This is a genomic window from Streptomyces achromogenes (assembly GCF_030816715.1).
Classification (GTDB): Bacteria; Actinomycetota; Actinomycetes; order Streptomycetales; family Streptomycetaceae; genus Streptomyces; species Streptomyces achromogenes_A.
In genome coordinates this window covers 6784993-6810721 of sequence record NZ_JAUSYH010000001.1, presented here as the reverse complement: position 1 = coordinate 6810721, position 25729 = coordinate 6784993, and the positions used below count along the sequence as shown (strand labels likewise).

Below are 25729 nucleotides of genomic sequence, written 5' to 3'. Positions count from 1 at the left end.
TAGGAGACCCATGTCCTTGCGCACCCCTGCCGTCGACTACGTCGAGAGCGTCTCCCCGGGCAGCGGGGCTCTTCCGCCCCGCGCCTGGTACGCGTCGTCCGATGCGAAGTCCCTTTCGCTGAACGGGCGTTGGAGACTTCGGGTGTCGGCCACGGCCGACGCCGAGGACGACGCGTTCGCCGCGGAGGGTTACGACGCCAGGGACTGGGCCGAGGTCACGGTCCCAGGCCACTGGGTCCTGCAGGGGGACGGCGTCTTCGGCTCACCCGTCTACACCAACCACCTCTATCCGTTCCCGGTGGACCCGCCCCGCGTGCCCACCGAGAACCCGACCGGCGACCATCGACGGGTCTTCGACCTGCCCGAGGGATGGCCGGACCTTTCCGAAGGCGGCTTCGTCCTCCGTTTCGACGGCGTGGAGTCCTGCGCCCGCCTCTGGCTGAACGGCACGGACCTCGGCGAGTTCAAGGGCTCCCGGCTGCCGCACGAGTTCGCGGTGGGGCATCTGCTCAAGCCGCGCGGCAACGTCCTCGCGGTACGCGTCCACCAGTGGTCGGCGGGTTCGTACCTGGAGGACCAGGACCAGTGGTGGCTGCCGGGCATCTTCCGTGACGTCACCCTGCTGCACCGGCCGGCCGGCGGTGTGCTCGACTTCTTCGTGCACGCCTCCTACGACCACGTCACGGGCGAGGGCGCCCTGCGCGTCGACTCCGACGTCGACGGGCGGGTCACCGTCCCCGCCCTGGGCATCGACGCCGCGACCGGCGAGACCGTGACGACGCCGGTCCGGCCGTGGACGGCGGAGACGCCCACGCTGTACGACGGCGAGCTGGTGACCGAGGGCGAGCGGGTTCCGTTGCGCATCGGTTTCCGTACCGTCGAACTGGCGGACGGTCTGATCAAGGTCAACGGCCGGCCGGTCCTCTTCAAGGGCGTCAACCGGCACGAGTGGCACCCGGAGACGGGCCGCGCCCTCGACCTGGAGACGATGCGCGCCGATGTGCTGCTGATGAAGCGGCACAACGTCAACGCCGTCCGCACCTCGCACTACCCGCCGCACCCCGCCTTCCTCGACCTGTGCGACGAGTACGGGCTGTGGGTCATCGACGAATGCGACCTGGAGACCCACGGGTTCGTCGAGCAGGACTGGCGGGACAACCCCGTCGACGACGAACGCTGGACCCCCGCGCTGCTCGACCGCGCCGCCCGCATGGTCGAACGGGACAAGAACCACCCGTCGGTCGTCATCTGGTCCCTCGGCAACGAGGCCGGCACCGGGCGCGGACTGACCGCGATGGCCGAGTGGATCCGCGGCCGTGACGCCTCGCGCCTCGTGCACTACGAGGGCGACGTCAGCTGCCGTGACACGGACGTCTATTCGCGCATGTACGCCTCCCACGAGGAGGTCGAACGGATCGGACAGGGGCTGGACGGCGGCACCCACAGGCGGCGCGAACTGCCCTTCATCCTGTGCGAGTACGCCCACGCCATGGGCAACGGCCCCGGCGGGCTCGCCGACTACCAGCGGATCTTCGAGGCGCACGACCGGCTCCAGGGCGCGTTCGTCTGGGAGTGGATCGACCACGGCATCCGGCACCCGGAACTGGGTTACGCCTACGGCGGCGACTTCGGCGAGGAACTGCACGACGGCAACTTCGTCTGCGACGGCCTGCTCTTCCCGGACCGCACCCCCTCCCCCGGCCTGGTCGAGTTCAAGAAGGTGATCGAGCCGGTCCGCATCGAGGGCGACGGCACGGGCGGGACCGTGCGGATCACCAACGGGTACGACTTCTCGGACCTCTCCCACCTGAGGTTCGAGTTCTTCCACCAGGTGGACGGTGTTCCCACCGGTGCACGGGCGCTCGCGGTCGGGCCCCTCGCACCGGGCGGGTCGGCCGAGGTGAAACTGCCGGCGGGCCCCGACGGCGAGGGCGACGAGGTCCAGTGGACGGTCCGCGCGCTGCTCGCCGAGGACACGTCGTGGGCGCCCGCAGGGCACCCGGTGGCGTGGGGCCAGGAGACGGTCGTCCCGCGGGCGCCCGTGACCGTCGCCGCCTCGCGGCGCCCCGTCCCCGACGGCCCGTCGCTCACGCTCGGTCCCGGCGTCTTCGACGCCCGCAGCGGCGCGCTGAAGCGCATCGGCGGCGTCGACGTGACGCGGCTGCGCCTGGACGTGTGGCGGGCGACGACCGACAACGACGACGGCGCGTCTTGGCAGGACGACACGCGCTACGGCCCGCTGTGGCGTACGTACGGCCTGCACCGCATGCGGCACCGCCTGGACGGCGTCGAGCCGGGGGACGACGCGCTGACCGTACGGACCCGGGTGGCGCCGGCCGGCCGCGAGACGGGCCTGCGCACCGTGTACCGCTGGACGTCCGACGGGACACGGCTGCGACTGACCGTCTCCGTGGCCCCCGAGGGCGACTGGACGCTGCCGCTGCCCAGGATCGGCGTCCGCTTCGGGCTGGCGCAGGCGTCCGCGGACCACGTGCAGTGGTTCGGCGGCGGCCCCGGCGAGGCGTACCCGGACACCAGGGCCGCGTCCATGCTCGGGTGGTGGGACGGGAGCATCGAGGAGTTGCAGACCCCGTACGTGCGCCCGCAGGAGAACGGCGCCAGGGCCGACGTCCGCTGGGCGGAGCTCGGCGGGCTGCGCATCGACGGCGACCCGGCGTTCTGGTTCTCCGCGCGACGCTGGACGACCGAGCAGCTGGACGCGGCGCGGCACCTGACCGACCTCACGCCCGGCGACACGGTCTGGGTCAACCTCGACCACGGCCAGCACGGCATCGGCTCCCAGTCCTGCGGACCCGGACCGCTCCCGCGGTACTTCCTGAACGCGGAGCCCGTCGAGTTCTCCTTCGTGTTCTCCGTGACCGATTGACGGGTCGACCGTCCGATCGGCGTTCCGACACGGTGACGACGTCTCCCGCGGCCGGCCGGCCCGACAGCAGGCCGGCCGCGTGGCATTGGAGGTTCAACGAGTGACCGGCAGCATCGAGGTGCGCGGTCTGTCCCGCACCTTCCACACCACCGTCCGCCGCCCCGGCCTCATCGGCGGCCTGCGGTCCCTGGTCGATCCGGAACGGGTCGCCAAGCACGCCGTCCGCGACGTCACCTTCGACGTCGCGCCGGGTGAACTCCTCGCCCTGCTCGGACCGAACGGCGCCGGCAAGTCCACCGCCATCAAGATGCTCACCGGCATCCTCACCCCCACGTCCGGTGAGGCACGCGTCGCGGGCGTCGTGCCGTACCCGGGAGAGGGAACGCAACGCCCGCAACATCGGGGCCGTCTTCGGACAGCGCACGCAGCTGTGGTGGGACCTCCCGGTGCGCGAGTCGTTCGCGATCCTGCGCGACATCTACGAGGTGCCCCGCCCTGAACACGCCTCGCGACTGCGGGAGTTCGACGACCTTCTCGACCTCTCCTCGTTCTGGGACACCCGGGTGCGCCACCTGTCCCTCGGCCAGCGCGTGCGCTGCGACCTAGCGGCGGCACTGCTGCACGACCCGCCCGTGGTCTTCCTCGACGAACCCACCATCGGAATGGACGTGGTGGTGAAGGAGCAGGTCCGCGAGTTCCTGCGTCACCAGGTCGAACAGCGCGGCCGTACGGTCCTGTTGACCACGCACGACATGACGGAGGTCGAGCGGCTCGCCGAGCGCGTGGTGCTGATCAACCACGGCCGGCTGGTGCTGGACGGCACGCTCGACGAGATCCGCAACGCCTTCGGCTCCACCTGGCAGGTGCGGGCCACTCTCGCCGACCCGCACGCCGAGGTCGTGGCGCCGCAGGGGATCACGCTTCTGCGCCGCGAGGGCGCACGGGTGGTGTTCGGGCCGGACGGTGCGGGCGCGCCCACGGTCCACCAGGCGCTGAAGGCCGTCATCGAGCGGTACGAGGTGACGGACATCGCCCTGGACGAGGCGGAGTTGGAGGACGTGATGCGGGCCGCGTACGCCCAGGCCGGGACCGCGTGATGGCCATCCTGGCCGCCTGGCGCGCCGCCCGGGTCACCCCGCTCGGAGAGCTGCACACCCCGCCCCGGATGACCGCCGCCCTGCTGCGGCTCGCCGTGCAGGTGGTGCTGGTGGCATCGCTGTGGCACGGTCTGTACGCCCGCACGGGCACCACCGCCGGGCTGAGCCGCGACCAGGCCGTCACCTACGCGGTGCTGGCCGTACTGGCGTCCAGGCTGCGGGCGTTGGACCAGTACGCGGGCCGGGACACCGTCATCCAGCACATGCACTTCGGCACCATCGTCTACTGGTACCTACGGCCGCTGTCACCGCAGCGCTACTACGCCCTGCGGGCGCTCGGCGAGCAACTGTACGGTCTGGCATGGGCGGTGGCCGGTTACGCGGTCTGTCTGTGGACCGCAGTGGTGACGCCTCCCGGATCGGCGGCCGTGGCGGGGGTGTTCGCGCTGAGCCTGCTGCTCGGCCAGTGGATCCTGTACTACGTCATGCTGGCCATCGATCAGCTCTGTTTCTTCACCCTGCGCAACAGCGCCGCCATGCTCATCCTCGTGTTCGCGCAGAACCTGCTGTCCGGGGTGTACGCACCGCTGTGGTTCTTCCCCGACTGGTTCGTCACGCTGAGCGCCTTCCTGCCGTTCCAGGCAACGCTGAGCGTGCCGCTGTCGCTCTACGTCGGTCGTATCCCGTTGTCGGACGCCGGCCCCGCACTGCTGGTTCAGGCCGTCTGGGTGGCGGTGCTGGCGCTGTTCACCCGGCTGGTGTGGCGACTCGCCGCCCGGCGGGTCATCTCGCAGGGAGGCTGATCGCGGTGAAGACCGTACGCCTGGCGTGGCGGATCACGCGTCTCAACTTCCGCGCGCAGTTGGAATACCGTTCCGAGTTCCTGATGATGGTCGCGATCGGCGCCGTCTGGCAGGTCTCGGTGATCGTTTTCGCCACCGTGCTGCTGACCCGGTTCAGCGGGATGGGCGGCTGGGACAGCTCGGACGTGCTGCTCATCCCGGCGACCCGGATGCTCGCCCACGGTCTGTTCGTGCTGTTCCTGGGACGCATGCACGGAATCGGTTACTTCATCCAGGAAGGCAAGATCGACGTCTGTCTGGTGCGGCCGATGTCGGTGCACCTTCAGGTGCAGTTGCGCATATTCCCCACGAACGCCATCGGCGATCTGACGGTCGCGGTGGGCCTGATGGCGGGCGCGCTCAGCCGCAGCGAACTCGACTGGACGGCGGGCCGGACGTCGTATCTGATCGTGGCCGTTCTCGGCGGCATGTTCCTGGAGGCCGCCCTGTTCACGGCGGTGGCCTCCGCAGCACTGCGTTTCCCGGCCGCCGACTACTGGGGCCGCTGGCTGGAGGAGCTTCTGGGCACATTCGGCAGTTACCCGCTCAACGTGCTGCCCAAGGCGGTGGGCGGCTTCCTGACGTACGGCCTGCCGCTCGCCTTCGTCGCGTACTTCCCGGCCGCCGTCCTCACCGGCCACGGTGACAGCACGGGCGTCCCCTACTGGCTGGCGGCGGTCTCCCCGCTGCTGGGCCTGCTGGCGTACCTCGGCTCACGACTGCTGTGGCGGTGGAGCCTCGGGCACTACACGGGGGTGAACGGATGACTCGCAGGCGAGCGGATCCCGCAAGGGAGAGCGGGGCGGAGAAGGACGTACCGGGACCTGCCCTTCGGGACCGGCTGCCCCGGGGACGGCTTCGGGTCCTCACGACGGACAGGCGCGCGGTCGGCACACTGACGCCTGACGTGCCCACGCCGGTCACGGGACAGGCGCTGCCTGTCTGTCCGACGTCCGGGGAACGGGCGCGTCGACCGGTGCGGCCGCGCGCCCGTCCTGTGCGGTGACTCCTTTCTGCGATCCGCTCAGAGTCGGGAAGCGGTTCCGCAACTGTCGGACGCGCTCTCCCCGCCGACGGCCTTGCTCCGGTCGTACGGGTCCACGGTCGGGCCGGTCTGCGCGGTCCCCGTCGGCTCGGCCGACCGGAACCGGGGGTGCAGGAAGCCGTCGTGGACGTCACAGGCCGAGTTGAAGAGCTCCTCGTCGTACCGGACGACGAGCAACCGCCCCGGCGTCACGTCGTAGTGCGCGGGGTCGGGGAGTTCGACGTCGACGACGCGCCGCACGATCGTCCGGGTGACCTCGGGCGGGCCCTCGGCGGGGCGGACGGGATAGACGAAGGTGTAGTCGGCGTGCACGGTCACCCCGTCGTGCTTGCCGTTCTTGTAGGTCATGCGCCCGCGCGTCTTGACCACCGCGCCCACGACCCTGGTCTCGTCGGGGTCGAACCGGCTGAACAGGGTCAGCGGGTCGTGCGTCCTGTCCGGTGAACGAAGGAAGGCGTCGAGGTCGTCTAGCAGGTTCGGCTGCTTGGGGTCGAGCACCGAGAACGCGACGGTCGGACGTTCGCCGCGCAGCGTCTTCGGATCCAGGTTCGCGCCGACGAGCAGTTTCCTGGTCAGTTCCAGCGCTTTCGTCACGCGTTCCTTCGACGCCGACCCGACGGCCCTGGCGGCGGGCAGGACGACGCCGGCCTCGCCGTCGGCCCAGGCGAGGGCCGGAGAACCGGCGAAGGGTCTGTCGATGGTCGGCGTCTGGTCGGGCACGGTCCCCGGTGCGGCGGTGGGGGCCACGGTCTCGGCGGGCAACGGAGACGCCGCGGCGGCCCCGGGCTCGCCGGTTCCGAAGGGGTCACCGGGCAGCAGGGAGGGTCTGACCGCCACGGCGACGAGGCCGAGCGCCACGGCCACGCCGAGCACCGACCACATCTGGCGCCGTCGTCTCGTTCCGCCGTTCATGTCCCGCGGGACCGGGCCGGCCCGCCAGCCCTCGGGCTCGCCCTGGTGCCGCAACCGCTCGGTGACCATACGGGCCCGGGCGGAGGGCTCCTTCGGAGCGGAGGCGGCGCCGAGCTCGCTGTCCCGGAGGAAAGCCTGCCATTCCTCGTCGGATATGGACGAGTTGTCTCCCGCCTCGTCAGAGGGTTTGCCGACCACGGAGTGCGCACCTTCTTTCTTTCTTCTGCCTTCGAGTCGTTTCAGGAATGTGGCGCATGCGTCGCCCCGACGGGGTCGCCGGGCCGCCATTCGGCGGAGGTCCGTTCCGGCGTGGGGGAAGGACGCGGGGGAGCCGGCGGGGGGTGCGGCCCGTGGTGGGGATTCTGCGGGACGGAGTGCGACGCGCCCGGCCGGCAGCCAGGAGGCGCGCGGCGGACTCCGTCGTTCTTCCGGGCCCCTCTCCTGCGTCGGCCCCGGAGCGCCGGTCCCCCTCGATCGAGCACCCGGACACACACACGGCACAGAGCAACACGGTCACCCACGCCGACGTCAGCGACGCACGCAACATCCCCACCCCTGGAAACGGTTGTCCGGATTCTCCGAGTTCTCGGCATCGGGGATTTGGAGAATTCAGCGAAGGTGAGGATCAAGCGCCGGAAACCGCGTCCCGTCGCGAACCCGGTTTCCGCAGTCCTCGTCCCCCGCGCCCTGCTGCACACCGGCCCCCCGCATGCGTCGCGGCACGATATCAGAGTGCCCTGCAGCTGCTGCGGTACAGGTACGGGTCGATTGTTCGCTCCGTCCCACACCCTCCCGCGTCCCACCTGCGAAACCCTTAGGATTTCGCCGACACCCCGGTTCCGGACGCGCACAAGGCGGTTGCCCATGCCAAGAGTCGGCCTCACCACCGACCGCCTCGTCGAAGCCGCCGCCGAACTGGCCGACGAGGTCGGCTTCGACCACGTCAGCATCTCGGCACTGGCCCGGCGCTTCGGTGTCAGGGACGCGAGCCTCTACTCGCACGTCAGGAACCTCGGGGAGCTGCGGACCAGACTCGCGCTGTTCGTCGGCGGCGAGATGATCGACGAGATCGGCTCCGCCGTCGTGGGGCTCGCGGGCAAGGACGCACTGGTCGCCTTCGCGGGGGCCTACCGGGAGTACGCCCTGCGGCACCCGGGCAGGTACGCCGCCACGCAGACGCGTATCGACCGGGAACGGGACCGGGAACTGACCGCGGACTCCCCCGCCCTGCGCCGCACCGCCGAGATCACCTACGGCATGCTTCGGGGATACGGTCTCGAGGAGCCCGACCTCACCGACGCCGTCCGCCTGTTGCGCAGCACGTTCCACGGGTACTGCATGCTGGAGGCCGGTGGCGGCTTCGGTGCGCCCCGGGACGTACGGAAGTCGTGGGACAAGGCGATCGACGCCCTGCACGCGGCCCTCACGCACTGGCCGCGAGAGACGGCCGACCGTCGGGGATGACGCCCCGACGACGGAGCGGGACGACAGCCGTCGAGGGCGTCCGTCGGCACACCACGCCTGTCGACGCACCGCACTCGTCGAGCCGGTCGACGCATCTCGCCCGACGGCGTCTTTCGACTCGACGGCCGAGCGACGCCACCGCGTCAGACATGGCGGGCCGTGTCGCTGCCGAGGCTCTCCACCTCCTGGTAGGTCGGCGTGCGGCCGCGAGGAGTACGTCCTCCACGGATGTCGTCGACGGCCTCCAGCGCCGCGCCCAGAGCGCGCCGGTAGAGAAGCGAGCCGAAACTGATGCGGCTCACACCGAGGTCGGTGAGGTGCGGGACGGTGGGGCCGGCCGGTGAGTAGAGGATGTTGAGGGGCACGTCGAGTCGTTCGACGAGCGCGGCGATCTCGCCCGCGTCGGTCAGCCCGGGGACGAACACGCCGTCGGCCCCGGCCTGTTGGTAGGCCTCGAGGCGGGCGGGCGTCTCCGTTGTGCTGTGCTCGCCCAGCCAGTACGTGTCCGTGCGGGCGTTGACGAACAGGCCGGGCACGGCCGCCTTGACGGCGGCGATCTTGGCCATGTGCCGGTCCGCCGGGCCCAGGCCGTCCTCCAGGTTGACGCCCACCGCCCCCACGGCCGCAAGCTGCCGCGCCAGCTCCGCCACCTCGTCCGGATCGTCGCTGAATCCGTTTTCGGCGTCGACGCTCAGGAGAAACGGCTGTGACCCCAGTGTCAGAGCCAGTCGGAGTGTCTCGTCGCGGGTTGCGGAAGCGCCGTCGGGCAGTCCTGCCGCCGCGGCCACGGCCAGACTCGTCGTGCCGATCGCCCGGAAGCCCAGCCCCGCCATGGCGGTCGCGGAGGCGTGGTCCCAGGCGTTGGGCAGAAGGAGGGGAGCGTCGGTGCGATGAAGGTCCGCGAAGGAGGCCGACCCGGAGGTCGCTCTGGGTGCACGCATACGACGCACGCTAGAGGCGGGTCGTTGCGGCCACCGCCGAACCGTCGCCGCCGAACGGCGGCGGCCCGACGGCTCTTGCCCCCACACACGACACCGCGCGTGTGCGCACCTCGCCTGCGAGCGCTCCCGGCGCTCACCTGTCCGGCCCGCGCGGCGTCCCTCCGACGCCGCCCCGCCCTAACGGCACCGAGCCTCACAGCCGCCCGGGTTCGGCGGCCGCGGCGGCCCCGGCGCTGCCCCACCGTCCGGCTCTCTGCCCGCCGCCGTCGACGAGCCGAGCGACGTGCCAGCCGGCGTGTCAGCCGGCGCTGTCACGCTCCCGCGCGCTGCGCTCCACGCAGAACTCGTTGCCCTCCGGGTCCCTGAGGACCACCCACCCCTTGCCGTCGGGTGTGCGACGGTCGTCGAACAGCGTGGCGCCGAGGCCGAGCAGGCGCTCCACCTCCTCATCGCGGGTGCGGTCCTGCGGCTGAAGGTCGACGTGGATCCGGTTCCTCTGGGTCTTGGTCTCCGGGACGGTGACGAAGAGCACGCCCGCCCCTTCGATGAGGGCCTCCTCGTCGCCGGGCTTGTCGTCCTCGTGGAGCGGCTGGCCGAGTACCTCGGACCAGAAGCTGCCGAGGGCGTAGGCGTCGGAACAGGCGATCGTCACATGCCGTATGGCAGAAGTCATGCGCGGATTCTTCTCGACACCGCTTACGCACAGCAACACGATTTACGCGGTCTGGTGACGAGGACGAGCACGCACCAGGTCGCGCTCGCCCTCCTCGAGAACCGCGACTCGGGCCCCGGCAAGGCCGTCTTCCTCACCGCCGCTGCAGCGCCCGTGTCCCCGGCGACCTCGCGGTCCTCAGAGACGGGTCGCTGACCTGGGCGTGCCCCCGGTGACGCCGGCCTACGGGACGGCACTCACCGGGGCTTCACCGACCACGACGGCGCTGCGGATCGCTCGTGTGACACCGGGACCCCTGCGGAAGCCGTGGATGCACCCGACGAGGTCGCGACCTCGTCCGGCGCGGCGTTCTCGCGCGCGCCGTCGGCATCGGCCACCTCGGTGGGGCCGGCCGCGGGCGCCAGGAAGCGGAAGCGGCGCTCCGGACCTGTCCGCCAGCGGACGCTCAGGTCGTACGCCCCGTGAGCGTCGTCGGCGGCCGGCGTCCTGCGCACCTCTACGGCCGCGAGGTCCTGGAGTGGCAGCGGGTCGGGCTCCGCGGTGAGCCGGGCCAGCGCGACGAACAGCGTCGCGGGGCCCTCGTCCACCACGCCCGCCAGAGCCTCGTCCACCACGCCCGCCGACGCCACGTGCCCCGTGAGCCCGTGCACGGGCAGCAGTTCGGCCCGCTCCGCCCCGCCCTTCGTCGTGGCCCAGCCCGTGAGGAGGACTTCCGTGCCCGGGGCGGCGCCCGCGACCAGATGGGCGCGCACCTCCACGGCGCCGTCGGCGACCACCAGGCTCGTGACCTCGACGCCGGAGCTCCGCAGGTGCCGGGAAGCCGCCCAGCCCTGTCCCGTCCCGAGCGGGACGATGCCCTCCCGGTGCGGGTCGCCGCCGACCGTGACGGCGTTGTCCGGCGGCGAGCCCAGCGGCCTGGTGACGGTGGAGTACGCGAAACGCGTGTAGTAGGGGTCGTAACGGACGTCCTCGCTGCCGTGGTTGTGCAGCCGGACCAGCCCGTCCGAACCGGTCGACTGAATGAGCCAGTTGGGTGCGGCAAGCGGTGTGACCGCGTCTTCCCGTTCGGCCGGCCCCGCTTCCTCCTGAGCCGTCCACACCTCGTGTTCCGGCGGCAGGAGCAGGCCGAGGAAACCCTTGCTCGCCCAGTAGGGGGAAGCCGGGCCCGAGTAGCCCTGCAGGACCGACTCGTCGGGACCGTGCCAGCCGAGGGTCAGCAGTCCGTGTGCGTCGACCGCGTCCCGTTCCAGGAAGTACCTGAGCGCCCCTGAGGCGAGGCGGCGGGTCTCGCCGGGGGCCAGCGGAGTGTGGCCGGTCAGCGCGCCCAGCCACAGGGGCGCGGTGGTGGCGAAGCGGTAGGTGAGGGAGCGCCCCTGGTGCATCGGGGCGCCGTCGCCGCCGAACAGGCGGGCGTAGTCGGCGAGATGCGTCGTCAGCCGGTCTCCGTAGCGGGCCGACAGGTCGCTGTCGTCGGCCAGCCAGGCGTGCAGGACCGGGTAGAGGTGCATGGCCCAGCCGTTGTAGTAGTCGAAGGCCCGGCCGGGGCCGTCGGTGTACCAGCCGTCGCCGACATACCACTGCTCGATGCGCTCGAGGCCTCGGTCGATCGCCTTGCGGGAAGCCTCCGGCTCATGGCCGACCGACTCCAGGAAACCGCCTACCGTGACGGGAAACAGCTCCCAGTTGCAGGGCCAGGGTTCCGCGGTGAGAGCGTCACCGAGCCAGGCCGCCGTGCGTTGCCGAGTGGAGTCGTCGAGCCGGTCCCAGAGCATCGGGCGGGTCAGCCGCAGCGCGAGGGCGATGGACGCGGCCTCGACGAGGGGCTGCCCACGGTCCTCGATGCGGGGCCAGACGCCGCGGACGCCGGCCGCTAGACCGCTCGCGTAACGTTCCAGCGCGGTCTCGTCCCGGCGGAACGCGGCGAGCAGCAACGTGCGCGCGTATCCCTCCAGGCCGTCGGAGAGCCGGCCGGACCAGCTCTGCCGGCTGCCGGGGAAGTGGTAGAGAGCGCGATCTTCGGTGGCGTACGGCTCCACCGCGGCGAGCAGGGCGTCGGCTGCCGTCTCCCAGTGGGCGCGGGTGTATCCCGTGCGGGGGCTGCGGGCGAGGTCGGGCGGGGGCAGGTGCATGTGCTGTTTCTTTCCTTCTCGGCCGGGTCCGGGCCTGGGGATGTCAGGACCTGGGGGCGTCCCGGTTCCGGTCGGGGCGCCCCCAGGCGTTCATCCCACCCGCACGGAGCCCTTCGGCACCAGATGCCGGGCGAGGAGTTCGTCGCGCACCAGGCCCGCGTAGACGGTGGCCCCGTGCACGGAGGTGTGCGTGTTGTCCCGTTTCTCGTTGTACAGGTAGAGCGCCTTGGAGCCCTCGACGCCGAGGGACTCCACCACCGTCTTGGTCCTGGCGGTGAGGTCGATCAGCGGGACGTGCTGTGCGGCGGCGACCGAGCGGATGACCGCGGGGTGGTCGACGCCGAGTCCGTTGACCAGCAGAGCTGTTCCGTTGTTCAACGTGCCGTCGGTGTTGAACCAGCGGCGCACGATGGGGGTCACCAGGACCGGCCGACCGCCCTTCTCCCTCACTCCCGCCACCAGTGTCTCGAGGTTCGCGCGGTACGTCGCCTCGTCGGTCGTCTTGTCGTTGTGGGCGAGCTGCACCAGGACGAGGTCGCCGTGGCGGATCAGCGGCCGGACCGTGTCCCAGAGCTGCGGGTTCCCCAGATAGGTGACCGTACTCTCCCCCGAGTCCGCGTAGTTGGCGACGGAAACGCCTTGCCGCAGATACTGAGGCAGTTGCTGGCCCCATCCCGTGTACGGCTCGGCAGGCTGGTCGCAGACGGTGGAGTCGCCGACGAGGAAGATCTGCCGGGCGTGGCGGGCGGGGGTGACCCGGATGTCCGCCAGTGCCGGAGCGGACCCGCCGAGGACCAGGTCCAGGCCGGCGGTTCCCGCGGGGCCCGTGGGCTCCCCCTCGGGGGTGCGGACGTCGACGGTGAAGCCGCGGACGACGCGTTCGCCCGCGGGGACGGCGGTCTCGGGAAGCAGGGCTCGCCGGGTCTCCCCGGTGACGCTGGTGCCGGACGCGACGCTGCCGCCGAGAACGACCTTCACGTCATAGACGCCCGGTGCGAGGTCGAAGTGGCAGGCGGTGGCGGTGCAGTTGTCGATGCCGAGGGGGGCGCGACCGCCGTGGGCATGGGCGGCCGGCACGGCCGTCAGGCCGGCGGCCAAGGTCAGCGCCGCCAGCACGGCGGTGTTGAAACGTCTCACTTGCGGCTCCTCCGTCATGACACAGGGGTTGGCGGCTGGACCGTACCGCCTCTGGCAAGCGCTTTCTAGACCTGGCGCAAATTTCGTGGAACTGCCGACTTCCCAGGAGCGAAAGCCCTTTCGCGAAATCGATTCAACTGTCACCCTCTCAGACACCCGCACCCCCCACCTCCCGAAGGAGGCACCCCCCCCATGTCCGGATCCGCGAACCACCCGGTCCGACGCCGCACCTTCGTCCTCGGAGCCGCGGCCGCCGCCGGCTCCGCCGCCCTCGCCGGGCCGCTCGCCGTCCCGGCCGCCGCAGCGGCCTTCGGCTACACCGACGACGGCTCGCACTACGTCGTCGACACCGGCGCCGCCCTCGTCTTCAAGGTCAGCAAGACGACCGGCGACCTGACCTCCCTGGTCTACCGGGGCACCGAGTATCAGGGCTACGGCGGCATGAACTCGCACATCGAGTCGGGCCTCGGCAGCTCCACCGTGACGATCGCGCGGTCCGGCTCGACGATTCTGATCTCCGTCACGCACGGCACGCTCCGGCACTACTACGCGGCTCGCAGCGGCGAGAACAACGTCTACCTGTGGACCGACAAGGCGGACACGTCCGTTTCGGCGACCCGTTACATCGTGCGGGTCAAGCCAGGCCTGTTCCTCAACGACGAGCCGGACTCGTACACGTACACGACCAGCACCATCGAGGCCTCCGACGTCTTCGCGAAGTCCGACGGCCAGACCCGCTCCAAGCACTACTCCAAACGGCGCGTCATGGACTACGACTACATCGGCTGGTCCGCCGGCGGGGTCGGCCTGTGGATCGTGCGCAGCAACCACGAGAAAGCCTCCGGAGGCCCTTTCTACCGCTCTCTCCTGCGTCATCAGAGCGCCGACGGCGGCGGCCTGTACGAGATCCTCTACTACGGCCAGAACCAGACGGAGGCGCAGCGTTTCGGTCTCCAGGGCCCCTACGTGATCGCCTTCACGGACGGCGGCGCCCCCTCCTCCTCGCTGTTCCCGGGAACGCTGACCACCTCGTGGGCGGACTCGCTCGGCATCGCCGGGTACGTCGGCGCCGGCGGTCGCGGCCGGGTCGCGGGGGTGGGCATCACAGGGCGGAACACCGCCCACGCCTACACGGTCGGCCTGGCCAACCCGACGGCGCAGTACTGGGGTTCGGCGCGAGCGTCCGACGGCTACTTCTCGATCACCGGGGTACTCCCCGGGACGTACACACTCACCGTCCACAAGAGCGAGCTGGCCGTGTACACCACGCAGGTGACGGTGAGCGCGGGCGCGACGACCACACTGAACTCGTTCGCCGTCCCGTCCTCGAACGATCCGAGCAACGCGAGCGCGATCTGGCGGATCAACGACTGGACCGGCACACCGAGCGGCTTCAAGAACGCCGACCTCATGACGTACGCGCACCCGTCGGACGTCCGCGCCTCCGCGTGGACCGGCAACGTCGTCATCGGCAGCGGCACCGAGACGTCGGCGTTCCCCTGCTACCTCTGGAAGGACGTCAACAGCGGCCTGCTCGTGTACTTCAAGCTGACCGCCGCCCAGGCCGCCGCCGCACACACCCTGCGCATCGGCGTGACGACGGCCTACGCCAACGGCCGGCCGCAGGTCGTCGTGAACGACGCCTGGACCTCCGCCGTGCCGTCCCCGCCCACCCAGCCGAGCACCCGGTCCCTGACGAACGGGTCCTACCGGGGCAACAACCACACGTTCACCTACAACGTCCCCGCGAGCGCCTGGCTCACGGACACCGGCCAGTACAACGTGCTGAAGATCAACGTGGTGAGCGGGTCCGGGACGACGTCCTATCTGAGCGCGGGCACATCGATCGACGCGATCGACCTGCTGGTGTGATGGGACATCAAGAACCGCGTGTCCACTGCTGGTTGGTACCTCCGTTGCATGTGTACGTGATGATCGCGGCGGAGTTGGCGGTGGACGCGCCGTTCACGTCCAGGCATTTTCCGCTCGCGCGCGACGTGATGTTCACGTAGCTGCCCGAGGTCGTCAGCGACCACTGCTGAGCGGTGGCCGAGGAGTTGCAGTCCTCCTGGCTCACCGTGCCCGCGTTCTCCCGCACGCACAGGGAACTGCTGCGGACGACCAACTGGTAGTAACCGCTTCCGACCGACTTGAACCAGTATTTCTGGTTGTTGCCGCCGTTGCAGTCGTACTGCTTGATCTGGGCTCCCGCCCAGAGCGACTGGCTGGTGACGTCCGCACACCTGCCGCTGTGCCGGGCGACGAGCGTGTTGTAGCCGGCGCTCGTGCCCGTGACCGTCCCGGTGGCGGTGTCGACCGTCACCTCGGGGGTCCATGACATCGACAGCGAGGTGGACGTGGGGAAGGCCAGCGGCAGCCAGACGTAGCGGGAGTCGTTGACGGTGCCGCCGAAGGAGTCGCCCCACCGGTCGCCCAGATACAGGTAGGAGGTACCCGAGCTCCCCTGGACGGGAAGGACGTACGCGGTCTGCGAGCCGTACGTCGTCGCGTCGCCGACGTTCGCCATGGCCGTCCAGGGGCCGGCGAGTGAGGTGGCCGTGGCGTACTGCTGCTGGTTGGGGTTCCAGCCGGTGGCGCCCGAGGTGAGCATGAAGTAGACGCCGTTCCGCTTGAACAGCGCCGGCGCCTCGCGGTGGCCGTTGTGCCAGGGGTCGGCGACAAGGCTTGCGATACCGGTGTAGTCGGCGGTCAGCCGGTAGATCTGCAGGTCGTAGTTCTCGCGCGCAGCAGAGACCATGTACCCGGCGCCGTCGCTGTCCACGAAGAGCGTGATGTCGCGCGACATGTGCTGGCCGAGCGGCCGGAAACTGCCCTGCCAGGCGTAGTCGCCGTCGACGGTGTCCGACACGGCGACGGCGGCACGCGCCTCGCTGTAGTCCGTCCCGTTCTCCTTGTGCATCCACATCACGAACTTGCCGGTGGAGGCGTTGTAGACCACCTTCGGACGTTCGATGTTGGCGGTGGCCAGTTCGGACGCGCTCGACTGGGTCAGCACGTGGTTGCGGAACTCCCAGTTCTTCAGGTCGGTGGAACGGTAGGCGTCCACGTACCGGAACGTGTTGTCGGCGTTACGGTCCTCGCCGAACCAGTAGTAGTAGGAGCCGACTTTGAGGATCCCGCCGCCATGAGCGTGCAGGGGATTGCCCGAGGTGTCCTTGAACTGCGTGCCGTTGGCGATCGACACGGGCGCCGCCTGGGCGGGTCCCGCCGAGGCGAGAGCGCCGATCAGCGCCAGACAGAGGGCGAGCAGGGTCGCGTACGCACGTCTCATCTCACGGGCTCTCTTTCATGGTGTTCACGACCGGGACGCCGGACTCCGGGGTGCCGCCCCGGCCGGGCGCCGGGCCTGGAACCGGATGCGGCGCCGGGCCTGCGGGGCGCGGCGGGGGGAGGACGGGATGGCGGTACACGCAGTGCCTCTCGACGACAGGACGTTCGGAACTGCGAACAAGATGTGGAATGACGAACGCCGAAAAGGTAAGGGCGTGTTACGAGCAGGTCAACGGGTCTGACGTGACTTGCTAGAAAGCCCTTTCCGGAACGTTCCCCGGGGAGCGGCGTTTCCCGGGAGCGCAGGGCCTCCGTGCGATCCGAGGGGATATTTGTGTTATCGGCGTCCGGCCCGCGCGTCTCCGATGTGTGCGCAGCCCTTTCCTCACCTCAGCAGCGGCCCTCGGCGTCCTCGCGGCGGTCGCGTCCGTCCTGGTGGCCGCTCCCCCCGCCGTGGCCGCCGGCCCCCGGGACGTCACCGCCGACGTCCTCGCCGACCGGGACGTGAACCTCACCGGCGACACCGTGGTCAACGTGCCCGCCGGGACAACGACGTACGACGGCGCTTTCCGCGGCCAGGGAACACTCACCGTACGGGGCGGCGGAACGCTCGTCCTGACCAGGGACAGTGACTTCACCCTGCCCGCTTCCCGCCGTAGGCAGGTGGTGCGCACCCAGGGCGGAAACCACCCGTACACGACGGTCAGCAACCCCGACCCGCCGGCGATCACCGTCGCACGCGGGGCGACCCTGCAGTACGGGACCGGCAAAGGCACGGGACTGATCGGGCACTTCCCCTACGACACGCCGGGCTATCGGCTCAACGAGCTCAACGTCCGCGTCGACGGCACGCTCCGGCTGTCGTTGACCCGCACGTTCAACATCGGCACGATCAGCGGGTCGGGTCTGGTCACCCAGCCCCGGAACATGTGGGGCACGCTCGACCTGGCGGGCACCCACCCCTTCTCCGGAGTCATCGACAACGGTACCGGCGTCGCGGTGGGCCGCCCCGAATTCCCGGTCTCGCTGCCCGCCGCCCGAGCGATCGTCAACCAGGGCTCCTGGATCATCGACACCCCGCTGAACCAGACGATCACTCTGCGTCAGAACTTCTACCAGCGGGAGTACGGCAGCGACGTCAACGTCCACACCCGGCCCGGCAGCAAGGTCATCCTCACCGGGCAGTACAGCTACAGCGACCAGGGCGGCGACGCCGCCCCCTCGCTCAGCGACCCGCACATCAACTGGCGTCCGGTGCCCCACCAGTTGAACAAGCGCGGCACCAACATCGAAGGCGCGAACGTCCAGTGGGGCGACGGCACCACGCACCAGATCTTCATGCCGGGAACAAAAGACACCGTGTACATCAACATGCACGAGGCCAGCGGACGGCGGTCCCTGCTGACGTTCGACTACAACGGCCCGGTCACTCTCGGGGCGCCGATCGGCGGCGGCAAGTACCACGACACCCTGGCCGCACCCGGTGCCGGTGATGTCGTCATCGCGGGAACCAAGGGAAACGACGTCACGTTCGCCGCCGACCAGCACTACGACGGTTCGACGACGGTGCAGAAGGGCGCGGTGCTGAGACTGGGGTCGGCCCAGGGGGACGGCTCGCTGCTCACCGGCACGGACCGGCGTCGCATCGTGAACGACGGCACCCTCGTCGTGCGCAACACGAAGAAAGCGATCTCGCTGTCCCGGCTCGGCGGCAGCGGCTCGCTCGTCCAGTCAGGGCCCGCGACGACGACCCTCACGGGCCCCGCGGTGACGTACACGGGGACGACGACGATCAAGCAGGGAACGCTCGCGCTCGAGGGCGGGGCAAGCCTCGCCAACAGCAGGGCGGTGCGGCTGACGTCAGCCGCGGCGCGTCTGGACACCGGCGGCTCGCCGCTGCGGGTGACGAGCGCCCTCAGCGGTACGGGCACCGTGAAGGGGGCCGTGACGAACGAGGGCGTCGTCACGGGCGGGCTGACGGTGACCGCCGGCTACACGCAGACCGACAAGGGGCAACTGGTGCTCACGGGGACCCCGTTGAAGGCCGGGGGCACGGTGAGTCTGCAGGGCGGCCTCGATCTGTCGGCCGCGGGAGCAGCCGCCGAGGCGAACGCCACCGACTCCGCTTCCCCGCAGATCGACGGCGATTCCCCGCCGCCGTCCACCGCACCCCGTGCAGCCCCGCTCCGTGAGATCCGCGTCCTGGAACACACCGGTAACGGGCCGATCGCGGGCACGTTCGACGGGCTGCGCGAGGGCGCCGAGGTGAAACTCGCCGACACCGTGTACCGGATCAGCTACAAGGGCGGGGACGGAAACGACGTCGTGCTGATCGGGACGGCCGCGAGCGCCTCGGCGGGTGCGCGCGGACAGGCTTCGTCGGAAGGCGTGAAGGCGGACACACGAGGTACCGGAGCCGCCGAGGGCGGCGCGTTCGGCTGGTGGCCGTACGTGCTGGCAGCGGGCCTGCTCGGTGCACTGCTGTTCCCGGCGACCAGGCGCACGCGAGGCAGGGGACGCCGTCGGGGCGGGCGGCGCCCGGTCCACGGGCGGTGAGCGGGGGCGGTCTGTTCATGGACTGGACCCGTCGGGACGTCCGCCGGCTCTTCGACTAGCGTCGTGGCATGACCAGCGACACCCCTGCCCCCCGCGCGGAGTCCACCCTCGCCACCGCTCTCGCCGCCGGCACCGTCGTCCTCGACGGCGGCATGTCGAACCAGCTGGAGTCCGCCGGGCACGATCTCAGCGACGAACTGTGGTCGGCGCGACTCCTGGCGGAGCACCCGGAGGCGATCACCGAGGCGCACCTCGCCTACTTCGCGGCCGGCGCGAACGTGGCGATCACCTCCAGTTACCAGGCCACGTTCGAGGGCTTCGCCAAACGGGGGATCGCGCACGAGGAAGCGGCCCGGCTGCTCACGCTGAGCGTGGAGCTGGCCCGGGACGCGGCTCGGCGTGCCCGGGCCCGGGGGGTCGCCCATCCGCTGTGGGTGGCCGCTTCGGTCGGCCCGTACGGCGCGATGCTGGCGGACGGTTCCGAGTACCGAGGCCGTTACGGACTGAGCGTCGCGGATCTGGAACGTTTCCACCGGCCGCGTCTGGAGGTTCTGGCCGCCGCGGCACCTGACGTACTCGCTCTCGAAACGGTTCCCGACGCCGACGAGGCCGAAGCGCTGTTGCGCGCGGTACGCGGGCTCGGCGTGCCCGCCTGGCTGTCCTACTCCATCGACGGTGACCGTACGCGGGCCGGGCAGCCGTTGGAGGAGGCGTTCGCGCCGGCCGCCGAGGCGGACGAGGTGATAGCGGTCGGCGTGAACTGCTGCGTCCCCGGGGACGTCGACGCCGCCGTGGCGACGGCGGCACGCGTGACGGGTAAGCCGGTCGTCGTGTATCCGAACAGCGGTGAGGCCTGGGACGCCACCGCACGCGCCTGGGTCGGACGCTCCACCTTCGCCCCCGAGCAGGTCCTGGCCTGGCAGCAGGCCGGGGCCCGGCTGATCGGAGGCTGCTGCCGGGTCGGCCCGGAAGCGGTCGCCTCCATCGCCCGGACACTGACCTCCGCTTAGGCCGCCTGCGCCTACGCCCCTGCCGGCGCCGGTCTCCACTCCGGCTGACGGTTGCGGCCACGTTTTTGGGGGAGAGGGAGGCAGGACGAGGAGCGGGCCGCCCGACCGTACGCGGCACCCCGGGCACCGGGCGGCGCGTCCTGCGCTCGGTCAGCCCTCCGGAGACGTCCCCGCCCGCCTGCCCAGAACACCGCGCCCACCGTCAGCGTCCCCGCCCTCCCCGCTCCTCCCCTCTCGCCTCCCGCCTCGCCCCGGTCAGCGTTCCCGCGTCCCACCGGTGGCCCGGCGCAGTCGGCGCACCGCCGACCTCAGCTCCGTGCCGCGTGCGGAGAAGCCGGCCGACGACGGGTCCGCCGTGGACGTCCCGTCGTCCGCCACCTCGGGGAGGGCGGCCTGAGGGGACGGCGTCACCCACAGCGCCAGCTCACGGTCCCGCACCCCGTGTGCGGTGTACGACCAGCCGCCGGTCCCGGACGGCTCCGCGTCCGCACCGGACAGCACCGCGTCGTCCCCGGACAGCATCCGGTGGTGCTCCTGCGGCCCGCTTTCGCCGTCGCTCTCTCCGAAGATCCGTACCGGATGCGTCGCGTTCCACGCCTCCCACCCGGGATCTCCTGTCGCCGCGAAGCGCGTCCACGCCCCGTGCATCGCGTCGGCGAGTTCCTGGGGGGCCCCGTCACCGGCGAGCTTCGCGGACTCCGGTGTCTCGCCGGTGTCGAAGACGAAGCCCAGTTCGAGGGCATGGCAGGCGCCGAGGCCCGGCCGGCGCGAGGGCCAGGCGAACTCGTACATGTACGACGTCCCGGAGCGGGCGTCCGCCAGGCGTCGCAGCGGCCGCCGCAGCAGGCTGTCCGTGACCATCTGACCGACGATCTCGGCGGGGCCGGCCTCGGGGTGCAGTGCCCGGTAGCCGCGCGGCACCTCAGGGCCGCAGTGGCAGCGGGCCATCGCGCCGGCGAGAGCGACGGCGCCGAGCCGGTCGACCCGTTCGAGGAGCCCGCCTGGCACCAGCCAGAGCCGGTACTCGTCGCGCGTCCAGCCCATCAGCAGGTCGGCGCCGACGGCGACGTCCCCGTCCAGGAGCGCCGACAGGGGGTCACGCGGCACCAGATCGCCGTCGACGACGATACCGAAGGCGGGGCCTCCCAGGACCGGGCTGCTGAGTCTGCCGATCTCGGCCTGCGTGCGCAGCAGCAGGTCCCGGTCGACGGCGGCGAAGGCCTCCGCGGTGGCGGGGATCTTCAGCCGGGCGGCCATACGTCGCACCATACGGCGGACCTTGTCCCGCTCGAGGGCCTCCGGTGGTCCGCTCTGCAGGACCGCCCGCCGGAACAGCCCTTGTGCCTGCGGGGCCGCGATCAGTCCGCCGACGCTGATGGCCCCGGCGGACTGTCCCGCGAGGGTGATCCTGTCGGGGTCGCCGCCGAAGGCCCTGATGGAGCGGTGGACCCATGCCAGCGCGGCGAGCTGGTCACGGAGCCCGAGGTTGGCGGGGGCGTCCGGGAAGAGCCCGTAGCCCTCCACACCCAACCGGTAGTTGATCGATACGAAAACGATTCCGTCGCGCGCGAAATGGCGCCCGTCGTAGACCGGAGTCGCAGAAGAGCCCCTGGTCAGGGCGCCGCCATGGAGCCATACAACGACGGGCAGCCGTGCGCCGGGGCCGGGCTCGGGGGTCCAGACGTTGAGGTTGAGGCAGTCGTCGCCCGGCACGACGGGGTCGGAAAGATACCGGGCGAAGGCGTCGGAGTACGGCGGTTTCGGCGGCGTCGGACCGAAGGAGCCCGCGTCGCGCACGCCGTTCCACGGGTCGGGCGGTGCCGGCGGCCTGAACCTGCGGACGCCGAAGGGCGGCGCCGCGAAGGGGATCCCCCGGAAGACGGCGACGGCGTGCTCGTATCTGCCGCGTACGACCCCGTAAGGAGTGCTGACGAGGGGACGGGCGTCGGGATCGGCCGCACGGGCGGGGTCGGGCCCCGTCCCGGCCTCGCCCGCAGCGTTCGTCCGGTCTGCCGCCATCTGCTCACCAGCCCTTCGCCGCGCTCGCGCACCGGTATGACCAGAGCACCACAACAGCGCCCGGTATTCCGGCGCACGAGCCGGTGGGAGAGCTGTTCGGCGTACAACCAGGGCGCCCGGACCGAGCCGGCGGCAGCCGCCGTCGGAGGCCCTGGGGCCCCTGCACCCCCTCCTCCCGTACGACGGCGAACACGGGTGCGGCGGTGGAGGCCGCTGCGCGCGAGACGCCGGACTTCACCGCCGTGCTCGCCGGTACCGACATCGTCGCCGCGGGCGCCATGCAAGCGGTACGGACAGCCGGGCTTCGAGGTGCCGGACGATGTGTCGGTCACGGGCTTTTGACGACACCCCACCCGCTTCGGCGCCGCTCGGCACATGATCTCGCGTTCCCCGGTGTCTTCACGCCACGCTGAGCCACACCTAATATAGCAAGCGCTTTCTGCGAGTCGTCTGTTTCGGGATCGGCTCCGAAACGGCGCTGGTCGAACTTTCGCTGGCCCTCGGGCGGGCCGGAGAGGTGGTTCCCGATGGTGCGCACGGCGAGTGCGAGCACGAGTCCTGGCGCGCCGTCCGGGCCGACCCTGGCGGTCGTGGCCCGTGAGGCGGGGGTGTCGGTGCCGACCGCGTCCAAGGTGGTGAACGGCAGGGAAGACGTCGCTCCCGAGACCCGCCGCCGGGTCACCGAGGCGCTGGACCGGCTCGGTTACGTGCGCAGACCCCGCTTCGACACGACAAAGCCGACCCGTCTGGTCGACCTCGTCGTGCACTCGCTGGACAACTCGTGGTCGGGCGCGGTGCTGCACGGCGTGGAGGAGGCGGCGTACGACGCGGACCTGGACGTCGTCGTCTCGGCGGCGCTGTCCCGCACCCGCGCCGGCCGTCCGCAGCGCGGCTGGCTCGACAAGCTGACGGCCAGAGGTTCCGCCGGAGTCCTGTTCAACCTGGCCGAGTTGACGGACTCTCAGTACGCCTGGTTGGAGCAGCACCGCATCCCGTTCGTGATGATCGACCCGGTGGTCGAGCCACCGCCCGAGGTGGTCTCGGTCGGCGCGGCGAACTGGCAGGGCGGGGTGACCGCGACCCAGCACCTGCTGGAACTCGGGCACGAGCGCATCGCCGTCATCGCCGGACCGCGTCGCCGGATGTGCAGCAGCGCCAGAGTGGCGGGCTACCGCTCCGCGCTGGCGTCGGCCGGAGTCGCGCACCGCCCCGAATACCTTCGCCACGGTGACTTCGACGAGTCCGTCGCTCACCGCCACACGCACGAACTACTGGACCTGCCCACGCCGCCGACGGCCGTCTTCGTCTGCTCCGACCGCATGGCCCTGGGCGTGTACCAGGCGCTGGCCGAACGGGGGTTGCGGGTTCCGTACGACGTCAGCGTGGTCGGTTTCGACGATCTGCCGGAGTCCCGCTGGACGACCCCCGCCCTCACCACCGTCCGACAGCCACTGGGGGAAATGGCGGCGACGGCCCTGCGGTTGCTGGTGCGGATGATGGACGGGGAGCACCCGGAAGGAACTCGAACGGAACTGTCGACGCGACTCGTCCCACGGGCGAGTACGGCGTCGCCGCCGGGTTGACGAACCCGGCCGCCCGGCGCGCCGATCTCCATCCCCCGCCCGCGCGGTCCGCGCTGCTCCGGCGCGCACGCCGCCCTCCCGGCCCCCACCAGGCACGTTCGCACGCTCACACGCCCCCCGCTCGTCGGTCGGCCCGGCGCCGTTTCCGGGCCCGTCATCGGACCCCCGCGTTCACCTCATCCGGCACGTCACCCCCGGTCCGCTCGGATTCCCGGCTGTGGGACGCATCCCCCGGGGCGGGGCGGCGATGGGCGATGTTGCCTTCCAGCAGGCGGGTGGCGGTCGCCACGCCCACGCCGTTCGCGGCGTCGGACACCGGCAGTCGGCCGTCCGTCCGCTTCAGTTCGGCGAGGGCGGAGTGCACGGCCTCGTGGGCCGCGAACAGACACGGAGTGCTGTAGATGGCGACGTCCACACCGAGGTCGGTGAGCTCGCCCAGGGAGAGCCGGGGCGACTTGCCGCCGGCGATCTGGTTGAAGAGCAGCGCCCACAGGAGTCCGCCGCGCAGGTGTGCCAGGAAGTCGGGGTTCTGGTAGGCCCTGGCCGCGTGGCCGTCCAGCGGGGGCCTCCAGGGCCGCAGGGTCCTCCGTGTGATCAACGGTGAACTCACCTAGATTTCGGCGAAGACCAGGACCCGTTTCCGTGACAGCCCGCCCGAACCGACGACCCAGGCCGGCCGGTCTGACGTGCTCGTTCTGGCGTGGTCGCTGCGACGTGTCCGTTTCCTTCAAGACCGCTTGGGGCGACCTTGCCTACCGTGGCCCCATGAGTCCACGATTCGATGCCGTCGGCCTGGTCGTCTCCGACATGGCCGCCTCCGTCACCTTCTACCGCCGACTGGGGTTCGTCTTCCCCGAAGGCTCAGAAGAACAGCCGCACGCCGAGGCCGAACTGCCGGGTGGGCTGCGGCTGCTGCTGGACACCGAGAACACGGTCCGTTCGTTCCATCCGCGGTGGCAGCCACCGTCAGGGGGCGGCCGGGCGTCGCTCGCACTGCGCTGTGACACACCGCAGGAGGTCGACACGGTGTACGCGGAACTGGTGGGCGCCGGTCACCCGGGCGAGCTGAAGCCCTGGGACGCCTTCTGGGGACAGCGGTACGCCGTCGTGCACGACCCTGACGGCAACGGCGTCGACCTCTTCGCGCCGCTGGGCCGGTAGGCCCGCGCTCTGGATCGGCGGTGCCGTGTCGGACGGCCCCCCGGACCCGCCCGGCGGAGTCGCAGACCGTCCTGCCCACCGGATCACCAGGCCCACCGCACCGACCCCCAGACGCGTCCCGCCGACCGGCCAGAACCCGTCCTGCCGGCCACCGGACGCGTCCCACCGAGTCACCGGACACTCACCAGGTGTCCCCGTCCTGCGGGATCAATGTGTCCGTCCGGATGGGGCACCCGGTGGCTCCGGAGGCGCCCGGTGCACCAGGTCGGCAGGGCCGGTCTGCGGCATCGCCATCTGTCACCGCCGGCGCGGCTAGCAGTTCTCTCAGCGTGGACCCCGTGAACTCCCTTACTTCCCGGGCCAGATGGGCTTGGTCGGCGTACCCGGTGCGGGCCGCCGTGTCCGCGTGGGGCATGCCTTCGCGGGCCAGCGCGAGCGCCCGTTGCAGACGCAGGATCCGGGCCAGTGTCTTGGGGCCGTAGCCGAACGCGGCGAGCGAACGACGGTGCAGCCGGCGTGCCCCGATGCCGAGTTCGTCGGCGGTCGCGGCCACAGTGCGCCCTGCGGCGAGGACGGCGACGAGGCGGCGCAGTTCCGGGTCGGGGGGAGCCGCTCTTTCCAGAGCCAACGACTCCAGCGCCGTGGCCGGTTGGACAGCCGTGGCGATCCGGTCGGTCAGCCGCCGCACCTCGGGCGCCGGCCACAGATCTGCCAACTCCACGCGTCGGTCGCGCAGTTCGTGAGCCGGCACGCCGAGGAGGGGAGGCGCGGCGCCCGGGAAGAAGCGGATGCCCGCCCAGGGCACCGGCGGACCGTCGGGGACGTGAGCCCGGGTGTCCGGTCCGGCGACCAAGAGCCTGCCCTCGCTGTACAGCAGGTCCATGCAGCCGTCGGGCAACACGGGAGACGCACGGGTCGACGCCGATGGCGTGTTGGTCCACACCACCGCCCCGGCCAGCCGGGAAGCCCGCTCCGCGTACAC

18 protein-coding genes and 3 pseudogenes are annotated in these 25729 nt (G+C 71.1%); 12 read left to right on the top strand and 9 right to left on the bottom strand.

Features of this window, described 5'->3' with window-relative positions:
- Positions 1-10 precede the first annotated feature (10 nt).
- The 5 genes and pseudogenes from QF032_RS30395 (at position 11) to QF032_RS30380 (ending at position 5593) form a co-directional block, all read left to right on the top strand.
- Positions 11-2887, top strand: coding sequence for a glycoside hydrolase family 2 TIM barrel-domain containing protein (locus tag QF032_RS30395; RefSeq protein WP_307046890.1), 2877 nt, complete (start codon positions 11-13; stop codon positions 2885-2887).
- Between the two features lie 79 nt (positions 2888-2966).
- Positions 2967-3483 (top strand): annotated as a pseudogene (locus QF032_RS40695) (ATP-binding cassette domain-containing protein); the annotation flags it as partial.
- Entirely contained in the window at positions 3478-3984 is a 507-nt protein-coding gene (locus QF032_RS40690) for an AAA family ATPase (RefSeq protein ID WP_373430499.1), read from the top strand. The pseudogene QF032_RS40695 and the gene QF032_RS40690, both read left to right, overlap by 6 nt.
- Positions 3984-4787: an ABC transporter permease gene (locus QF032_RS30385; RefSeq protein ID WP_307046885.1), complete on the top strand. Its 804-nt coding sequence runs from the start codon at positions 3984-3986 to the stop codon at positions 4785-4787. Before QF032_RS40690 ends, QF032_RS30385 begins: the two co-directional genes overlap by 1 nt.
- Complete coding sequence (locus tag QF032_RS30380) at positions 4787-5593, top strand: ABC transporter permease (RefSeq protein WP_373430498.1); 807 nt, start codon at positions 4787-4789, stop codon at positions 5591-5593. Before QF032_RS30385 ends, QF032_RS30380 begins: the two co-directional genes overlap by 1 nt.
- A 257-nt stretch (positions 5594-5850) precedes the next feature.
- On the opposite strand, the gene QF032_RS30375 is transcribed toward QF032_RS30380, so the two are convergent.
- On the bottom strand, positions 5851-6981 hold the full coding sequence (locus QF032_RS30375) for a hypothetical protein (protein WP_307046881.1): 1131 nt from the start codon (positions 6979-6981) through the stop codon (positions 5851-5853).
- A gap of 666 nt (positions 6982-7647) precedes the next feature.
- Here QF032_RS30375 and QF032_RS30370 point away from each other — a divergent pair.
- A complete protein-coding gene (locus tag QF032_RS30370; protein ID WP_307046879.1) occupies positions 7648-8247 on the top strand; it encodes a TetR/AcrR family transcriptional regulator in 600 nt (199 codons plus the stop codon).
- A 143-nt stretch (positions 8248-8390) separates the two neighbouring features.
- On the opposite strand, the gene QF032_RS30365 is transcribed toward QF032_RS30370, so the two are convergent.
- The 4 genes from QF032_RS30365 to QF032_RS30350 all read right to left on the bottom strand — a co-directional run bounded on the left by QF032_RS30365 (position 8391) and on the right by QF032_RS30350 (position 13127).
- Positions 8391-9188, bottom strand: a complete 798-nt coding sequence (locus QF032_RS30365) for an isocitrate lyase/PEP mutase family protein (RefSeq protein WP_307058260.1) — start codon at positions 9186-9188, stop codon at positions 8391-8393.
- A gap of 298 nt (positions 9189-9486) precedes the next feature.
- A complete protein-coding gene (locus QF032_RS30360; RefSeq protein ID WP_307046874.1) occupies positions 9487-9861 on the bottom strand; it encodes a VOC family protein in 375 nt (124 codons plus the stop codon).
- 236 nt (positions 9862-10097) lie between these two features.
- Positions 10098-11990 carry a DUF2264 domain-containing protein gene (locus QF032_RS30355; protein ID WP_307058258.1) on the bottom strand — a complete coding sequence of 631 codons (1893 nt, stop codon included), beginning with the start codon at positions 11988-11990 and terminating at the stop codon, positions 10098-10100.
- Between the two features lie 90 nt (positions 11991-12080).
- Positions 12081-13127 (bottom strand): rhamnogalacturonan acetylesterase, encoded by a 1047-nt coding sequence (locus QF032_RS30350; RefSeq protein ID WP_307046870.1) that lies wholly within the window; start codon positions 13125-13127, stop codon positions 12081-12083.
- Between the two features lie 192 nt (positions 13128-13319).
- Between QF032_RS30350 and QF032_RS30345 the strand changes: the two genes are divergently transcribed.
- Positions 13320-14999: a rhamnogalacturonan lyase B N-terminal domain-containing protein gene (locus tag QF032_RS30345; protein WP_307058256.1), complete on the top strand. Its 1680-nt coding sequence runs from the start codon at positions 13320-13322 to the stop codon at positions 14997-14999.
- 7 nt (positions 15000-15006) lie between these two features.
- On the opposite strand, the gene QF032_RS30340 is transcribed toward QF032_RS30345, so the two are convergent.
- On the bottom strand, positions 15007-16419 hold the full coding sequence (locus QF032_RS30340) for an RICIN domain-containing protein (RefSeq protein ID WP_307046866.1): 1413 nt from the start codon (positions 16417-16419) through the stop codon (positions 15007-15009).
- Between the two features lie 368 nt (positions 16420-16787).
- Here QF032_RS30340 and QF032_RS30335 point away from each other — a divergent pair, with 368 nt between their 5' ends.
- Both QF032_RS30335 and mmuM read left to right on the top strand, forming a co-directional pair.
- On the top strand, positions 16788-18974 hold the full coding sequence (locus tag QF032_RS30335; RefSeq protein ID WP_307058254.1) for an autotransporter-associated beta strand repeat-containing protein: 2187 nt from the start codon (positions 16788-16790) through the stop codon (positions 18972-18974).
- A 68-nt stretch (positions 18975-19042) separates the two neighbouring features.
- Positions 19043-19984: a homocysteine S-methyltransferase gene (mmuM, locus tag QF032_RS30330; RefSeq protein WP_307046863.1), complete on the top strand. Its 942-nt coding sequence runs from the start codon at positions 19043-19045 to the stop codon at positions 19982-19984.
- Between the two features lie 255 nt (positions 19985-20239).
- Here mmuM and QF032_RS30325 read toward each other — a convergent pair whose 3' ends face one another.
- The gene (locus QF032_RS30325; RefSeq protein WP_307046861.1) at positions 20240-22003 is read right to left on the bottom strand and encodes a carboxylesterase/lipase family protein; all 1764 of its coding nucleotides are present in this window, start codon (positions 22001-22003) and stop codon (positions 20240-20242) included.
- 175 nt (positions 22004-22178) lie between these two features.
- On the opposite strand from QF032_RS30325, the pseudogene QF032_RS40685 reads away from it, so the two are divergent.
- A pseudogene (locus tag QF032_RS40685) lies at positions 22179-22342 on the top strand (substrate-binding domain-containing protein); the annotation flags it as partial.
- Between the two features lie 188 nt (positions 22343-22530).
- Entirely contained in the window at positions 22531-23586 is a 1056-nt protein-coding gene (locus QF032_RS30320; RefSeq protein WP_306948468.1) for a LacI family DNA-binding transcriptional regulator, read from the top strand.
- 154 nt (positions 23587-23740) lie between these two features.
- Here the strand turns inward: QF032_RS30320 and QF032_RS30315 are convergent.
- Positions 23741-24070 (bottom strand): annotated as a pseudogene (locus tag QF032_RS30315) (isocitrate lyase/PEP mutase family protein); the annotation flags it as partial.
- Between the two features lie 281 nt (positions 24071-24351).
- On the opposite strand from QF032_RS30315, the gene QF032_RS30310 reads away from it, so the two are divergent.
- Complete coding sequence (locus QF032_RS30310) at positions 24352-24747, top strand: VOC family protein (protein ID WP_307046858.1); 396 nt, start codon at positions 24352-24354, stop codon at positions 24745-24747.
- A 181-nt stretch (positions 24748-24928) separates the two neighbouring features.
- Here the strand turns inward: QF032_RS30310 and QF032_RS30305 are convergent, their stop codons facing one another.
- Positions 24929-25729: a helix-turn-helix domain-containing protein gene (locus QF032_RS30305; protein ID WP_307058252.1), complete on the bottom strand. Its 801-nt coding sequence runs from the start codon at positions 25727-25729 to the stop codon at positions 24929-24931.